Here is a 15,944-nt window from a genome sequence, read left to right as displayed (position 1 = left end):
AGGCCAGCACACCCAACGAGATCCAGTCCGGCAGCGACCCGCCCACATCCTGACTCACCGCCAGAACGGTAGCGGCACCCCGCCCCAACATCAACGCAAGCTAAGTGGCATTGCCTCAAGGAGCGCCTGGGACGCGGCATTCCGGAACGCAGCCATGTCGCGCTCCTTGCAGAGCTGCGCCGATGGTATCGCCTCACCGACCTGCGCAAGAAGGGCGACCCCGACTTCACCGTGTGGGGCAAGCTGAATCCAGAGCTCCCTGACATCCATGGAACCACCACTGAGGAGGGGATGGATCAGCTGGAGGACGACGAACTCCCGGAGCCCAAGTTCCCCTCCTTCTTCGACGCCCGCGCCGAAGGCTTCCGAGCTGAATTCCTCGCCGATTCCGTCAAAACGGTGAATGGCGGTCAGGGACAGGACGCGAAGCTCGCCAAGTCGGGCCAGCCGCCGGGCTGGGGCTTCGTCGAGAAGAACGGCCTGAGCAAGGATGCCGCGTGGGTAAGGATGCACCTGCTGCCGGAACGGCTCGGCGGTAAGGCAACCGGAAACAATCTGGTCCCCGCCCGTGGGCCCCGGACCAACACCAAGTTCCTGAACGAGATCGAGGACGAGGCCTACCAATCCGTCCCGAGGCCGGAAAAAATCATTTGGTACGAGACCGTGGTCCAGTTCGGCTATTCCAGACTCAAGGATTTCGCTGACTTCCCGAGCTACATCTACTCGGCGTACGGCGGCTACAAAAAAGTACGAGGATCCGGCAAGAAGCGCAGTGACTGGACGAGGACCGGGACGAAGAAGGCGTACTACCAGCACACACCGCCGCCGAGGCAGGACGAGGCGGGAACACTCTTCGTCAACATGGACGGCCGGAAGCGCCTGGGCGACATGCTCGAATGCAGCGACCGCCTCGCCGATCACGTCATCGACGGACGTGATGACGCCGGGGGGAAGTACAACAACGCGAGTGAAGTGGCGTTGATCCTCAGAACAAAGAAGAGAAATATGCGCGCTGACGCCATGCCGGGCCTCAATGAAATGCTCGTCAAGCTTCGAGCCCTGGACGCGAAGCACCGAGTCGACTGGAGCAAGTGAGCAACGATGAACCGGAACGAAGAAGTTCTCCTGCCTTTTGAGCGACGCTGCGCCACGGCACTCGAGGAACTTCGCCATGCTCCTGAGCTCGACACCGCTGAGGCACGGCTCGGCGCGACAGCCAAGAATCTGGACGACCCCGAGACGGTCTTCGAGAGCCTCCTCGAGGACGAGGAACTACCGCTCGACCCCACGTTCCGGCAGTACTTCTTCCGCTCCAACGACGTGAAGGCCTCTTGGCGATCGTCGCGTCCAGGCTCAGAACTTGTCGGTGAATTCCATCTCACCCACCTGTACCGCAGCATTTTCGAGAACCGCATGGACTACACATGGGAAGGCAACAACGACTGGGAGCGTGAGCTCCACCGGGACCTGCGAATTTTCGATGACACGCCCAGCACGGGAACGGGAAGGATGGCGGCTCTGCGCGCCACTCCAGGATCCGTGGATCCTGAGATCTGGTATTTCGACATGCGCCGCGGGGCCACCCGTATGGAAATCGGCTACGGCCCCTACCTGGACAATCTGCTCGTCACCAAGGGAACCATCGGCTGGCAATACCTCTTCTGCGAAGTCGACCTCGGCGACCCGTCGGTCCGAGCCCTGTCCGACGGGCTCAAGGAAATGCTGGACGTCCTGCCGCAACTGTTCCCCCATTACGACTATGCGCACCTGATCGCCCGCCTGGAGGCCCGGCTGTGACCCGCTACGCAGACATACCCAAGCCCATCCGCTCCGGCATCGTCGTGGTCGACCCCGAACGCGGCACCCCCCAGCGCATCATCGTCCTCCAGTTCAACCCCGACACCCTCGAACGTTCCCTCGCCCCCCAGGCCGCCGGCGGAAGCGGCGACGCCGGCGGAGGAGGCAGCGGGGGAGACCGCAACGAGGCGCTACGCCTCAAGGGCCCCGCCGAGGAGAGCTGGAAGTTCACCGCCGAGATCGATGCCACCGATCAGTTGGAGATCGCCGCGCCCGATGGGATCCATCCCCAACTCGCCATGCTCGAGATGCTGGTGCATCCCACCAGCGCTCAGCTCCGCGAGGCCTCCCGCCTGACCAAGAAGGGGACCATCGAGATCAGCCCGATCGAGATGCCGCTGACCCTCTTCACCTGGGGGAGCAAGCGCGTCATGCCCGTGCGGCTCATCGAACTGTCCATCAATGAGTCGGCCTTCGACATCAACCTCAACCCGATCAGGGCGAGCCTCGGCATCGGGATGAAGGTGCTCAGCGTGAGCGATCTGCCCGCCGGGCACCGCGGGGCCGACCTGTATCTGGCACATCTGGCGCAGAAGGAGCGGCTGGCCGCTGCCGCACGAGGCGGGAGGCTGGCCGAGCTCGGGCTGGGACGGGGGCTGTAGGACGTGATTGATCCTTACGAGAGTGCGCTGGACGCCATCCCGGGGGCACATCCGTACCCCCGCACCAGCCGGTACCACGACGCGGAGATCGGCGTGCACCGACTCCCTGACGGGACCGAAGTGCGCTACACCAAGCGGCGCTTGCTGCCGCCGTTGAGCGAGAGCGCCGACGAGACCGCTCCGCACGCCGTCAGCAGCGGCGAGCGGCCCGACCATCTCGGGCAGCGCTACTTCGGCGATCCCGGGCAGTGGTGGCAGATCGCGGATGCCAATTCCGTACTCGACCCGCAGGAGCTGACCGCCGAGCCGGGGCGGACGATCGACATTCCTCTGCCGGGCGGATTCCATGGCTGACGAGCCCATCGGGAGCGGGCCCGTCCATCTCACCCTGCACATGGGGCCCAAACTCACCCGTCCTGTCCCGGCCGAGGTGACCGAGGCGCTGCTGTCCGCGCAGATCACCATGACCGCAGGGGAACGGAGCGGGTTCCAGCTCGCCTTCGACCTGACCAAACGGGGCCTGATCGCACAGCGGCTGCTGCCCGAGGGGTTCTTCGATCCGAAGACCAGGGTGATCGTCGCAACCTCCGTCAAGGGGACGCCGACCGTGATCCTGGACGGGCTGATCGTGAGGCAGGAAGTGGGCGCCAGCAATCAGCCGGGGCAGACCACGCTCACCGTGACCGGTGAGGATCTGACGCTGCTCATGGACCTCGAAGAGCGGACCGACCGGTATCCGAATCTCGGTCCTGCCCAGCGTGCCGAGCGGATTCTGCGGAGGTACGCCGACTACGGAATCGATCCCCGGATCATCCGTGAACAAATTCATCAGCCGCCCCGCGAGCAGCTACGGGTCGACTACCAGACCGGCACCGATCTGCAGTATCTGAACGAGCTGGCCCGCGCCAACGGGTACGTCTTCTATCTGGAGCCGGGTCCGGCCCCCGGCCGGTCCATCGCCTTCTGGGGTCCCGAGCAGCGGATCGGTCAGCGGCAGCACGCGTTGAACGTCAATATGGACAACAACTCCACCGTCGACCAGCTGACCTTCGCCTACGACGGGACAGCCAGGGAAGAGCCCCAGGCGCGCGTCCAGGACCCGCGCACCCGCGACGTGCGGCTGCTGGCGCAGCCCGACATCAGCCCGCTGCGGCCGCCCCTCGGGCTGAGGGCCTCGCCGGCACTCAAGCGCAAGACCCTTTCCGGTACGGCGAAGAAGGAGCTCGGGCAGGCCGAGGCCGAGACTCTGGCCAGGGCCGCGATCTCTGCGGATGCAATTTCCGGGTCGGGCTCGCTGGATGTCAATCGGCATGGATACGTGCTGCGACCAAGGGAGTTGGTGGGGGTTCGCGGGTCGGGTGTGACGTACGACGGCGACTACTACGTCAAGTCCGTCACCCACAATCTGCGTCCCGGCTCCTACCGGCAGAACTTCACGCTCTCCCGCGAGGGCCTCATCGCCCGCAGCAGGACAGTGCGTCCGTAAAGACGTCAGGACCAGGAGAACTTCGCATGGCTGCAGGACCGAACAACCGGTTTCTCGGCAAGTTCCGGGGCCGGGTGATCGACAACAGGGATCCGCTCAAGCTGGGCCGGATCACGGCCCAGGTGCCGGACGTGCTGGGCGACGAGGCCTCCACGTGGGCGCTGCCCTGTCTGCCGTTCACCGGCCGGCACGCGGGGCAGTACGTCGTCCCGCAGATCGGCGCCGGAGTGTGGATGGAGTTCGAGCAGGGCGATCCAAGCTTCCCGATCTGGACCGGGAGTTGGTACGGGGACGCCTCCGAGCTGCCGCCCCGGGCAAGCGCGGAACTGCCCGGATCGCAGCCGGTGGTGATCCAGACGCCGGGCGAGCACAAGTTGGTGATGTCGGACGTGCCCGGTGGCACGGGGATTCTGCTGGAGGCCAAGGGCGGCGCCTACATCCAGATCGACGAGAAGGGCGTGACCATCGGCACCGGCAAGGGTGCGTCGATCGTGCTGACCGGCGACGAGGTCAATATCAACGAGGGCCGGCTGATCGTGCCGAAGAAGCGATGACCACAGCGACGAGTACGACAAGAACGGGGAGATACGTGGTGTCCGGGAATCTCGTGAACAGCGGCTCGGCGATCAGCTGCCCGCACGGCGGCCGCGTCACGCCCGCCTCCGCCCCGTCGTCCGGAGTACGGATCGACGGGCGGTCCGTGCCCACTGCGGCGGATGTCTTCGCGGTGAGCGGCTGCCGGCACACGGTCGACGGCGTACCGCATCCGTGCGTGACGGTCCGCTGGACGCCGGAGCGCGGCGGTGTGCTGGTCGACGGCCGGCCCGTCATGCTGGAGAGCTCGTCCGCGCTCTGTTTCAGCGCCGCGCTCGTGCCGCAGGGCCCGCCGGTCGTGACCGCGTCCGCACGGGGGGTGTCCTCCCGATGACGCGGACGAGGAGCGATATCGCCTTCCCATTCCGGACCGACCGCCGGGGACGCACCGCACACGCGGCTCATGACGAGCATGTACGCGACCTGATCGAGCAGTTGCTGTTCACCAGCCCCGGCGAGCGGGTGATGCGTCCCGACTTCGGCTGCGGACTGCTCGACCTGGTCTTCACACCGAACAGCCCCGAACTGGCCTCCGCGCTGGAGCTGTCGGTGCAGGCCGCGCTGCAGCGCTGGCTGGGCGAGCTCATCGAGGTGGAATCCCTCGACGTGGTCAGCGAGGAGAACGTGGTCCGGGTGTATCTGCGCTACGTGGTGCGTTCCACCGCGAGCCGGCGCGACGAGGTGTTCGAAGGGAGCGGCCCGGCATGAGCGGTCCGAGCAACGAGCTGGTCCGCCGTACGGACGGCAGGCGGGCCAAGGTACGTGCGGCGCAACTCGGCGGCGTGGACGCCGTCGAGGCCGGGGACGACGGGCTGACGCTGACCGTCACCTTTCTCGGCAAGGCGCCCCTCGGGCTGTGTCCGGAGAACATACGGATCGACGGAGGCCGCCGGGTCACCGGTATCGAGGCCGTCGAGGTGTCCGTCGAGCGCGAGGAGGACCCGGAGCTCGACGACCGGCTGTTCGTCACGCTGGACCGCACCGGCGACACCTCCCGCTACCGGCTCTCGGTGGTGGACACGGACCCTTACGGCCGGCCCGGTACCGAGCCCTTTCCCGGCTTCGACCAGCGCTACTTCTGCGCCGAGTTCGACTTCCGGCCCGACTGTCCGACCCCCTTCGACTGCAAGGACGAACATCCCGACCGCACTCCTGGCATCCCGGCCGCGCCGGTCATCGACTACACGGCCCGCGACTACGACACAATCCGCCGCCTCATCCTGGACAGGCTGGCGCTGACGACCCCCGACTGGGTCGAGCGCAACGCCGCCGACCTGGGGACGACGCTCGTCGAACTCCTCGCGCACACCACGGACCGGATCAGCTACATGCAGGACGCCGTTGCCACGGAGGCGTATCTCGACACGGCCCGCCGACGCGTCTCCGTACGCCGCCATGTGCGGCTCATCGACTATCCGATGCACGACGGCGTCAATGCCCGGGCCATGGTCACGGTCGAGGTCGCACGCGAACTGGCACTGCTGCCCGGTACGTTCCGGTTCGCTGCCGTAGACGTACGCACCCTTGGCCCGCACGACCGGCCCGCGATCGGCACCGTCATCGACGATCGGGATCTGACCGTGCTCGACGAGCGCGGATCTGTGGAGGTGTTCGAACCGGTCGTCGCCGGGGACCCGCTGGTGCTGCGCCCCGAGCACAACACGATCCGCTTCTGGACCTGGGGCGACGAGGTGTGCTCGCTCCCCGCGGGGGCCACATCCGCGACGCTGCGGGACGCATGGGCGGACAAGGGGTGCACGGTCAGGTCGCTGAGGCTCGCGCCGGGCGATCTGCTCGTGATCGAGGAGGTGCTGGGGGCACGCTCCGGTACGCCGGGTGACGCCGACCCAGCCCACCGACAGGCCGTGCGCCTGACCTCTGTCACGCCGGTCGTGGACCGGCCGGTACCGACACCGGGATCATCACCGTCACCTGATCCCCGTCACCCTGCATGACTTCTCAACGAACTGCCGAACTTCCGAGGGGGACCCCTTTCCATGCACGCAGACATCTCCCGCATCACCTTCCGGCCGGACCGCCACTACTCGGCGGTGATCGCGCAGCAGGGCCGGGTACAGCTCGACGCGGACGCCAATGAGCAGGCCGCCATCCAGCTGCTGCAAGCCCGTACGACCGCAGCCGATCTGATCGGGCAGCACGGCGGTCCACGCGGCGCCACCGGCTTCGCGCTGGGATTTGTGAGCGGCGGCCGGGAGCTGGACGATCTGTCCATCGGCGGCGGCCGTTACTACGTGGACGGCATCCTGGTGGACGCGACGCGCCCGCAGGCCGGCGTTCCGGTCGTCGACGAAGGGCACACCGCGCAGGACGGTGACAAGGACGCCCCGGCGGACGAGCAGCCTGCGGCGACCTGGACCTACTGGGACCAGCCGGACGGATACCGGGACGCGGAGCGCCCCGGCGACCGGCTGCCCGGCCAGTTTCCGTATCTGGCCTACCTCAAGGTGTGGGAGCGCGCCGTGACGGCGGCCGAGGACCCGCTGCTGCGCGAGGTGGCTCTGGGCTCGGCGATGCCCGACACCGCGGCCCGGCTCAAGACCGTCTGGCAGGTACTGCCGCTGCCCGGCACACAGCTGGACCTGGCGGACGGGGCGAGCAAGGACGAGGTCCGCGCGGCGTTTGCGCAATGGGTTGCGGCGCAGGCGCCGACCGCTCGGATGGCGGCGCGCAGCGAGCGACCCGAGCACGCCGATGAGGACCCCTGCCTGGTGAAGCCGGACGCCCGGTACCGGGGCCAGGAGAACCAGATGTACCGCGTGGAGATCCACGAGGGCGGAGCGGCCGAGGACGCCACCTTCAAGTGGTCGCGGGAGAACGGCTCGGTGACCTTTCCGGTCGACGGACTCGACGGTACGTGGGTGGAGCTGGCTTCCCTCGGCAGCGACGACAAGCTCGATCTGAACGTGGGCGACTGGGTGGAGTCCGTGGACACCGCCTACACCAGCCGGGGCGAGCCGCTGCCGCTGCTGCGGGTCGAGGAGGTCGACCTGCCGGGGCGGCGGGTGCGGCTCTCCGGCGAGCCGGATCCGTCGGTCGGGCGGCGCCCCGGACTCCACCCGCTCCTGCGGCGCTGGGACCAGCGGTCCGCTTCCCGGCACGGGGCCGGAGCGGGTCGTACGAAGCAGGCCGCAGCCGGACTGCGGGGCGGCGCGATCCGTATCGAGGAGGGCGGCTGGCTGCCGCTGGAGGACGGCGTGCTCGTGTACTTCGAGCCGGGCGGGACGTATCGGACCGGTGACTTCTGGAACGTCGCGGCCCGTACGGCGACGGGGAATGTCGAATGGCCGACGGACGCGGCCCGCCGGCCGCTTCTGCAGTCCCCGATGGGGATCCAGGTCCACTACGCGCCACTGGCCTGGGTACTGGCGGAGGGCTCGGTCCCGGACCTGCGGATGACGTTCGCACCGCTGTCGGCTGTCATCCCTGCCGCGAACGAGGAGGAGCTGGCGGCGGAGGCCGCGGCCGAGGCGGAGGCCAAGGCGGCGGAGGCCGCTGCCGGTTCGGGTGGGCCGACGGCGGCGCAGGCCGACGAGGGACAGCCCGAGAACTGACGCATCACCTGGGAAAAGGAGCACCACGATGGCAACGCCTCTGTCCGCCGACAGACTGCTCAAGGCCCTTCGGGACGAAGGTCTGCACGTTGTCGAGCACCGGAGCTGGCGCACGCACAACCGCAACCACAAGGGTCCGTGGGGGCCCATGCACGGGGTGATGATCCATCACACCGTGACCTCGGGAACGCAGAACTCCGTGGACATCTGCTACAACGGCCATTCGAGCCTGCCGGGTCCGCTGTGCCACGGCGTGATAGCCAAGGACGGCTCGGTCCACCTGGTCGGCAACGGCCGCGCCAATCACGCCGGACTCGGCGACGACGACGTCCTGCGCGCGGTGATCGACGAATCGGCGCTGCCCGCCGACAACGAGGCCAACACCGACGGCAATCGCTCCTTCTACGGCTTCGAGTGCGTCAACCTCGGCGACGGCAAGGATCCGTGGCCGGCGGCTCAGCTGGAGGCCATCGAGAAGGCGGCGGCCGCGATCTGCCGGGCACACGGCTGGACCCATCGCTCGGTGATCGGCCACAAGGAGTGGCAGCCGGGAAAGATCGACCCACGCGGGTTCACCATGGACTCGATGCGCAGCCGGATCAAGGCACGTCTCGGCGGCACGCCGGACGGCCCGTCGAAGCCGCCTGTGCCGAAGCCGCCGGCGAAGTTCGAGCCGTTCCCCGGATCCGCGTTCTTCCGGGCGGGCCGGAACAGCGCCGTCATCACGGCGATGGGAAAGAGACTGGTGGCCGAGGGCTGCGGACGGTATGAGGTCGGTCCGGGCCCGGACTGGTCGGAGGCGGACCGTACGTCGTACGCCGCGTGGCAGCGCAAGCTGGGCTTTTCGGGCAGCGACGCGGACGGCATTCCGGGCAAGGCCAGCTGGGACAGGCTCAAGGTGCCCAACGTCTGATCCACCGCACCCGACGCCGGCCGGGCGGACCTCTCCTCGACGAGGGCCGCCCGGCCGGGGGTTTCAGTCCACCGGACCGCCCGCCACATAGATGACCTGGCCGGAGACGAACCCCGCCCCGGGGCTCACCAGGTAGGACGCCGTGTGGGCGATGTCTTCGGGCTGTCCCACTCGCCCCACCGGGATGGACTGCGCCGCGTTGCGCTGGAACTCCTCGAAGCCGAGGCCGAGGCGCCGGGCCGAGGTCCTGGTCATGTCGCTCACCACGAAACCCGGGGCAATGGCGTTGGCGGTGATGCCGTGCCGGCCGAGCTGCAGGGCGAGCGACTTGGTGAAGCCGAGCAGCCCCGCCTTCGCACTGCCGTAGTCGACGCGGGCGGCGTCGCCGACTGCGGAGATGCTCGACATGGTGACGATCCGCCCCCAGCCGGCGGCAATCATGTGCGGGGCGACGGCCCGGGTGACGAGGAACGGGCCGCGCAGATTGACCCCCAGAACCGCGTCCCACTGCTCCGTGGTCATGTCCACGAGGTCGGCACGGGGACCGACACCGGCATTGTTGACCAGCACCGTCGGTGGACCCAGCTCGGCGGCGACCCGAGCGACGGCGTCGGCCACCGCCACCTCGTCCGCGACATCGGCGGCGACCGCCCACGCCGACCCGCCGTCACCCCTGATGGTCTCCACGGTGCCCGCGCAGTCCGCCTCGTCCAGGTCGATCACGCCGACCGCCAGGCCGTCGTGGGCCAGCTGCCTGGCCACCGCGGCACCGATGCCACGTGCCCCACCGGTGACAATTGCCGTGCGTCGCATCCCAGTTGTGTATGTCATGGGCTGAGTTCACGGCATGGGCGCGCCGCTGCCAACCGAATTGCCCCGATCAACTCTGTCGCGGCGGACGTGGGACCTCCACCACCGCAGTCGGGCGGCCCACACCTTCTAGGACCGCCGCACCCGCGCCGTGATCCGGCTTCCCAGACGTCGGCCGAACGTGCCCGGCCGGTTCCACGTCCGGAACGCCTCCGCCGTGCGGCTGCTGCCCGTACGCTCGACAGCCTTCTCCACCGCCGTCACCTCGCTGCCGGGGAGTCCGCGCACCACCGGGCGCAGCACCTGCTCGAGCAGCGCCTTCCGCGTCGCGCTCCAGGCGGCGCCCGCGTGCGGGTGGGAACTCCAGACGGTGAAGCAGTCGGCCACGTACGCAGGTTCGGTCCGCAGCCGATCCAGGACGGTGTCGCGGCGGGCGGCCCTGCCGTAGGCCGCGATCAGGTCCGGGTCGTCGCTGTGCACGAATGCGTACAGCTCCGCCTCGGGGCGGTCCGGTGCGAGCAGGCTCTGAGCGAGGGCGCCGTAGGCGTGCTCCAGCACGGTGGGTTCCACCGGCTCGGCACGGGAGCGCAGAGACGCGGCGGCAGCCGGCCAGCCGGGTGCCGCCTCACCCGACCGCACGTCGCGGGCGAACTCCAGCAGCCGCAGCGCACCACGGACCCGCGTATCGATCTCCTGCGGGAAACAGCGCAGCAGATCGTGGGCGAGCTCGGCGACCTCGACGTCGTCGGAAGGCGCCGAGAGCGCCGCGGCGACGAGATGGGACCACGTGCCGGCCGTCCGGTGCGAGTCCGAGCCGGACTCGCCGAGCAGGAGCCGTGCCTCGCCCGCGGTCGGGGTCTCGTCGCCCCAGATCAGACCGACGGCGGTCCGCAGCACCAGCGGCTCAGCGAACGGCGAGAACCCGGCGGCGCGCAGCACCGTATGCAGCGCCATGATGCGGTCGGAACCCTGCTCCTTCGCACGCGGCGCCTCGGCGCACATCCGCAGATGCGGCAGCGCCTGCGCGCCGGTGAAGGGGAGGGCGACGCGGGTGAGGAGTTCTTCGGCGGCGGAGGGCGCGGTCAGGGCCAGCTGGTCCAGTTCGCCGAGGAGCGCTGTCCGGACGTCGAACTGTTCGTCCAGGAGGTCGAGCAGCGCGGGGGCGCTGTCCGGCGCGGGCCCGTCGAGCAGGGTCCGGGCCATGTGGTGGGCAATGGAGGGAAGTCGGTCCGCGACGTCCACACCGAGCAGCCGGGCGATCCGTAGCAGCTGCACCTGGCGTGCGATCGTCGACCCGCTGGTGGCGTCCGTTGCCCCCGAGGCGAGTTCGGCAAGGAGGTCCGGCCCGAGTCCGTCGGCCAGCTGCTTCACCGTGGCGGGTTCGGCGAACGCAGAGCGCGGCGGGAGGGCGAGCGTGACATCGCTGCGCCGTACTGCCTCCGTCACCAGCAGCGCGGCGAGCGGGGCGGTGGTCGCGGCAGGGGCTCGGCCTTCGAGCGCGGCCAGCAGCCGGGCCACGGACGTCGACTCGGCGGCGGTGCGGTCGTCGGCCGGGGCTGTCAGCGCGGTGGTCAGCCGGTGCATCTGCTGATCGTCCAGCGCGTACGGTCGCTCGGCGGCCCAGTCAGCAGCCGCTGCACGCCCGTTGGGGCCCAGCGCGATGCCTGCGTGCAGGGCGGTGAAGGCGAGCGGACCGGCGGCGAAGGGTTCGCCCGGCAGCCCGGCCGCTGCCCGGAACAGCTCCGGTGCGCGGCTGCGCCAGATGCGGGCGACGGTCTCGGCCCAGGCGTTGTCCACCGGGCTCTGCGGAGCGGATCCGCTGCAGGTGTGGACGCGCAACCTGGGGGCGGTCAGACCGTGTGCGTCGTCCGGCAGTACGCCGACGATCTGGTGCGGGGACTGTGCCGGATGGCGGGTGTACGTGGTGAACGTCAGCCGCTGGGCATGCTCCGGCGGCAGAACGGCTCCGGCCAGTGCGATCCACCGGGCCACGTCCGCGCTCTGCCGCTCGACGAGGACGAGCTGATGCTGCGACGGTTCCTCGCACACCCGGCGCAGATCGGCGAAGACCGCTGAGAGCCAGGGGCTGCGCGAGACAGCGAAATCGTTGAGCGCCTCCTGCCCGAAGGCGGCGGAGGCGGGCAGAGCGGATATGCGCTCGGGAGTGCCGCCCGCCGGAGTGGTGGCGGCCCAGCTCGGGGACCGCCATGCGGTGATCGGGAGCGCGTCGCCGGGCAGCCCCGTCCCGGCCGGGAGAAGCGCCGCGTGCGTGTGGAAGTGACCGGCGCCGGGGCCGCCGAGGGCCACCGTGCGGCTCAGCAGATGGCTGCCGTCGGACAGCGGACTGAAGCTGAACACCTCTGGGAAAGCGCGGAGTTCGGCGGCCGTCGGGTGGTACGGAGCCCCGGCCGGAGGCTCGTAACCGAGGAGCTGCCCGGCCTCGGTCAGCACCGACGCGGGTATGCCCGCACTGACCGCCGTGAACCGTGCGCCGACCCCGTCGTCCCCCGCGGAGGCAGAGGTGTAGTGCAACTGCGCGAGGCTCATGCGTCGGCCCTCTTCGTCCTTGCCACGTACGTCCCCGTGCGCCAGCACGCCCCGCCTCGTCGCGTCCGTCGTGGAACGGCCGTCCGGGCGCGGCGACGACCCCGGCGGGAGCGGTCCGCAATCGCGGGAGCGACGCTATCAAGGCGCGCCGCTCCCGCAGGCACGCTGCCGAAACATGATCCGGGCAACTGTCACGGAAGCGCTCGGCCGGCGGCATCTCCCGCGTCGATGGGCCGGGCGCCCTCGACTCCGACGCCGTGGCGTTCAGCAGCGCGCGCGGGTTGCAGGTCCTTGTGCCATGGTTTCCAGGCCCGCCGGCGCATGAAGGCAGTTCTACAGGTGTGGTCGTCGTCGATGAGGGCACCTGTGTGCCATGACTGCAGAGGCGGATCGTACGGAGCGGCGACGCAGGGTCTGGGGAACCACTCTGCTCCATGCGCTCGTGCTGGTGGCAGCTGTGGTGGCCCTGATCGCCTTCTCCTTCGCTCTGGCAAAGGTGACGCTCACCCCGTCACCGGCATCGGAGGACCTCGTCCGGGCCAATCTCAGGCCGGGAAGGTCGCTGCGGCAGTACGCGGAGGACTACACCTTCCTCGCCGCCTGCAAGCAGGCCGGTGGAAACCTGTTGCTCGGCGTCCCGTTCGGCATCCTGCTGCCGATTCTTGTGCCGCGCCGACTACGCATGCTGCGCATGGTGATGCTGACGGGGACCGTGATGGTGGTCATTGAACTCGTCCAGGGCGCTCTGGTCGCCGGGCGCGCCTTCGACATCGACGACGTGATCCTCAATACGAGCGGCGCGCTGCTCGGATATCTGCTGGTGGGACGGCGGATCAGCCATCGGTATCACGTGCTGGCGGAGGGGGCGACCCGGGTGGAGGCGGCGCCGGGGCGGAAGCCGAAGGCCGCGTCCGGATCCGGGCCGAAACCCAAGCGGACGTCTGCGCCGAGGGCCGGTCGGAGATCCGGTCCGAAGTCCACGTCGAAGGTGATGGCCAAGTCCATGTCCAAGTCCGGGTCGAAATCCAAGAGCGCGCCCGCATCCCTGGCCAAGCTCAAGCCGAAATCCAAGGCAAAGGCCAAGAACAAGCCGAAGTCCACGGTCCGGCGCAGGGCGGTGTCCGGTCGAACCGCGTCGGGACTGGTTGCCTCCGGGCGTGCCCTGCTCGGCCGCTTTCTGGCCCGTGACCGGTAGCCGTGTCCCGGGAGAGCGACCTCGGCCGCCACGATGCGAGCATGGAAGCACTCGCCAAGGCCAACTACCGGTCAATGTACGTGTGTTCCTACAGCCATGCAGATTCCGCACCCGAGTGCGCCGAGCAGGACCGTCCTGGTGCGCGCCACGATCGCGTGGAGGTGCTCCTGCCGCCGAGTGCCGGGCTTGAGTCCCAGCCTGGCGGCCGTGCGGGGGCCGGCTGCGGCAGGGTCGCGAGCGCCTGGGCCAGCTGCAGACAAGGGAGCGGCAGCTTGTTCAGGCCATCCACCACTGACCCGATGCGCTGGGGGCGCTCCGCGAGCTCACCGGGCCACAGCGGGTCCGGTGCCACGGCTGCGTCGGGCCGTGCATCGAGGTGTCGCCGCAGCTGCTGCGCACCAAGTACTGCTGGAGACAGTCGAACCGCCGGACCGTCGAGGCCGTCACGCGGCCGAGTCGGTCGTGCGCGTCGTCCTGTACAAGCCATATCCTGCCCGTCGGGGCGTTACGGGTCAGATGCAACGTTCCGCCCTTGGTGCGTACTTGTAGCAGTCGGGCGCGGAGCATGCGACCGTGCGACCGCACCTCGCCGATCGGGCGGTCCCGGCCGTCGGCCAGCTGGAAAAGGGGCCGTCCGAACGCGGCTCCCGAGATCAGGCCGATGTGCAGCAGCGGCCGGCCCTTCAGGTCCTGCACGGTGTACGAGTACTTGCCGCGTTCGTGGAGGTGGCCGAACACCGTGCCGTCCGCGGCCGAAAGATGCATCTTCGGCCCGTGATAACTGCGCAGGACCGGACGCCGCGGCTGGGCGAGGATCAGTGCGTCAAGACTGAACAGCTCCGCAACCGTGTCGTCCGCATTGCCGCCCACCCTTCGTCGCCCTCCCTCGCCGCCACACCCCAGTGAAGACAGAGCATGACGCTCAGTCAGCACCAAATGAACGGCCTGAAGGGTTGCGTCGGGCACAGCCTCGATCCTTCGTGGCGGGCCGCCGGATTCTCCGGCGGCCCGCTTCGGCTCTTCGAGCTCGTGATGGCAGCGTCCGCGCGGCCTGCTTACCGGGACGTCAACGCCCTGCGCTGGCTTACCGCGTACACGGTTTCGGTCACTGGCGACGTTGTGTACTTTCTCGCCCTGTCCTGGGCCGCCACACGCGCCGGCGGGCCGTCGGTGGGCCTGGTGGTCGCGACCGGGGCCCTTCCCCGCGCGGTGCTCACGCTCGGCGGGGGCGTAGTGGCCGACCGGTTCGGGCCGCGCCGGGCTGCTGCCGTCAGCGACGCGATTCGCTGTGCGGTGATCCTCACCGCTGCTGCGGCGGTCATGCTGACGTCCCCGAGTCTGTGGCTGCTGGTTGCGGTTGCGTTGATCTTCGCCGTGGTGGACGCGATGTTCATACCGGCGGTGGGCGCGCTCCCGCCGCGTATCACGGCGCCTGAGCAGCTCGCCCGGGTCCAGGGGATGCGCGGGTTGTCGATCCGGCTGAGCAATGCCGTCGGCCCCCTCCTGGCGGGAGCCGTACTGGTGATCGGCGGTGCGGGCGGTGCGTTCACGGCCGCCGGCGTGCTCTTCGCCGTCTCGCTCATCACCCTGCTCATCGTGCGGGTTGCTTCGTCAACGGAGGTATCTCAGCGCGCCTCCGCCTGGCGCGAGCCAGGTGACGGCTTGCGATATGTGCGCTGCCACCGGATGCTCGCACCGCTGGTCACGGTGATCGGGTTGAGCGAGATGTGCTTCAGCGGTCCGGTCGCCACCGGCCTGGTGCTCCTGGCTGACGAACGCGGCTGGGGTGCCTCGGGCATGGGGTGGAACGCGAGCACATTCAGCGCCGGAGCTGCGACCTCGGCGTTGCTGCTCCCGATACCTCGGCCGGGTCACCTCGGTCACGACCCTGTGCACGCTGGGCCTCGCACCGGTCCTCTTCCCGGCCGTCGGCATCACGGTGGCCCTATGGGGAGCGGACATGTTCTTCGCCGGATGGTGGGGCGATCTGCCTGTTCGCTGCCGCGCCGGCCTCTTGGCCCCGGTGATTCGACGCGTCGAACTCCACCGCCCAGGTCCACATCGCCGGCAGGACTGTGACCATCCTGCGGGTCGACTGATCGCGGGCCGGTCGCCCGTGTGCAGGGTGGCCGGCCCCGCCGTGCGGCCCGGGCATGAAGCGGATCTGCGGCTGCGCTTAAGAAAACCTCGATGGACCTGGGGCGCGGGGTACGGCAGATTTCTCCGTGACGGCAGAGGATGGTGCGCAGCAGCCGATCACCGCGCGCCCTGCCCATGCCGTCCCTCCTTCTTCCCCGGGCCGCAGGCTGCCTCAGGCATGCCCCCGGCCCGGGGCAATCACCACGCACCACGTACAGGGAGCCGCAGC

General features: G+C 69.2%; 14 protein-coding genes and 2 pseudogenes. 13 read left to right on the top strand and 3 right to left on the bottom strand.

Annotated features, from left to right (window positions below; genetic code table 11):
* The first annotated feature begins 291 nt into the window (after positions 1 to 291).
* The 11 genes and pseudogenes from ABZV38_RS10360 (at position 292) to ABZV38_RS10310 (ending at position 9,024) form a co-directional block, all read left to right on the top strand.
* On the top strand, positions 292 to 1,095 hold the full coding sequence (locus tag ABZV38_RS10360) for a hypothetical protein (RefSeq protein WP_356326354.1): 804 nt from the start codon (positions 292 to 294) through the stop codon (positions 1,093 to 1,095).
* Positions 1,096 to 1,101: 6 nt separating this feature from the next.
* Positions 1,102 to 1,797, top strand: coding sequence for a hypothetical protein (locus ABZV38_RS10355; RefSeq protein ID WP_356326353.1), 696 nt, complete (start codon positions 1,102 to 1,104; stop codon positions 1,795 to 1,797).
* Positions 1,794 to 2,459 carry a hypothetical protein gene (locus ABZV38_RS10350; protein WP_356326352.1) on the top strand — a complete coding sequence of 222 codons (666 nt, stop codon included), beginning with the start codon at positions 1,794 to 1,796 and terminating at the stop codon, positions 2,457 to 2,459. Before ABZV38_RS10355 ends, ABZV38_RS10350 begins: the two co-directional genes overlap by 4 nt.
* A 3-nt stretch (positions 2,460 to 2,462) precedes the next feature.
* Positions 2,463 to 2,813 carry a hypothetical protein gene (locus ABZV38_RS10345; protein ID WP_356326351.1) on the top strand — a complete coding sequence of 117 codons (351 nt, stop codon included), beginning with the start codon at positions 2,463 to 2,465 and terminating at the stop codon, positions 2,811 to 2,813.
* The gene (locus ABZV38_RS10340) at positions 2,806 to 3,945 is read left to right on the top strand and encodes a hypothetical protein (RefSeq protein ID WP_356326350.1); all 1,140 of its coding nucleotides are present in this window, start codon (positions 2,806 to 2,808) and stop codon (positions 3,943 to 3,945) included. Before ABZV38_RS10345 ends, ABZV38_RS10340 begins: the two co-directional genes overlap by 8 nt.
* A 26-nt stretch (positions 3,946 to 3,971) precedes the next feature.
* The gene (locus ABZV38_RS10335; protein ID WP_030974832.1) at positions 3,972 to 4,499 is read left to right on the top strand and encodes a phage baseplate assembly protein V; all 528 of its coding nucleotides are present in this window, start codon (positions 3,972 to 3,974) and stop codon (positions 4,497 to 4,499) included.
* 38 nt (positions 4,500 to 4,537) lie between these two features.
* On the top strand, positions 4,538 to 4,873 hold the full coding sequence (locus tag ABZV38_RS10330) for a hypothetical protein (protein WP_356326349.1): 336 nt from the start codon (positions 4,538 to 4,540) through the stop codon (positions 4,871 to 4,873).
* Positions 4,870 to 5,247 (top strand): GPW/gp25 family protein, encoded by a 378-nt coding sequence (locus ABZV38_RS10325; RefSeq protein WP_356326348.1) that lies wholly within the window; start codon positions 4,870 to 4,872, stop codon positions 5,245 to 5,247. Before ABZV38_RS10330 ends, ABZV38_RS10325 begins: the two co-directional genes overlap by 4 nt.
* Positions 5,244 to 6,440: pseudogene (locus ABZV38_RS10320) on the top strand (putative baseplate assembly protein); the annotation flags it as partial. The gene ABZV38_RS10325 and the pseudogene ABZV38_RS10320, both read left to right, overlap by 4 nt.
* A gap of 96 nt (positions 6,441 to 6,536) precedes the next feature.
* Entirely contained in the window at positions 6,537 to 8,111 is a 1,575-nt protein-coding gene (locus ABZV38_RS10315; RefSeq protein ID WP_356326347.1) for a DUF6519 domain-containing protein, read from the top strand.
* 28 nt (positions 8,112 to 8,139) lie between these two features.
* Positions 8,140 to 9,024 carry a peptidoglycan-binding protein gene (locus ABZV38_RS10310; RefSeq protein WP_356326346.1) on the top strand — a complete coding sequence of 295 codons (885 nt, stop codon included), beginning with the start codon at positions 8,140 to 8,142 and terminating at the stop codon, positions 9,022 to 9,024.
* Positions 9,025 to 9,087: 63 nt separating this feature from the next.
* Here the strand turns inward: ABZV38_RS10310 and ABZV38_RS10305 are convergent, their stop codons facing one another.
* The gene (locus ABZV38_RS10305) at positions 9,088 to 9,837 is read right to left on the bottom strand and encodes an SDR family NAD(P)-dependent oxidoreductase (RefSeq protein ID WP_356326345.1); all 750 of its coding nucleotides are present in this window, start codon (positions 9,835 to 9,837) and stop codon (positions 9,088 to 9,090) included.
* Between the two features lie 126 nt (positions 9,838 to 9,963).
* On the bottom strand, positions 9,964 to 12,381 hold the full coding sequence (locus ABZV38_RS10300) for a GTPase-associated protein 1-related protein (RefSeq protein ID WP_356326344.1): 2,418 nt from the start codon (positions 12,379 to 12,381) through the stop codon (positions 9,964 to 9,966).
* Between the two features lie 442 nt (positions 12,382 to 12,823).
* On the opposite strand from ABZV38_RS10300, the gene ABZV38_RS10295 reads away from it, so the two are divergent.
* Positions 12,824 to 13,576 (top strand): VanZ family protein, encoded by a 753-nt coding sequence (locus ABZV38_RS10295; protein ID WP_356326362.1) that lies wholly within the window; start codon positions 12,824 to 12,826, stop codon positions 13,574 to 13,576.
* A 276-nt stretch (positions 13,577 to 13,852) separates the two neighbouring features.
* Here ABZV38_RS10295 and ABZV38_RS10290 read toward each other — a convergent pair whose 3' ends face one another.
* Complete coding sequence (locus tag ABZV38_RS10290; protein WP_356326342.1) at positions 13,853 to 14,446, bottom strand: hypothetical protein; 594 nt, start codon at positions 14,444 to 14,446, stop codon at positions 13,853 to 13,855.
* A gap of 162 nt (positions 14,447 to 14,608) precedes the next feature.
* On the opposite strand from ABZV38_RS10290, the pseudogene ABZV38_RS10285 reads away from it, so the two are divergent.
* Positions 14,609 to 15,551, top strand: a pseudogene (locus ABZV38_RS10285) (MFS transporter); the annotation flags it as partial.
* Between the last annotated feature and the right edge of the window lie 393 nt (positions 15,552 to 15,944).

It is taken from the genome of Streptomyces sp. NPDC005181, assembly GCF_040608395.1.
Taxonomy (GTDB): Bacteria; Actinomycetota; Actinomycetes; order Streptomycetales; family Streptomycetaceae; genus Streptomyces.
The sequence above is the reverse complement of the archived record's forward strand: the minus strand, read 5'-3'. Positions and strand labels throughout refer to the sequence as shown.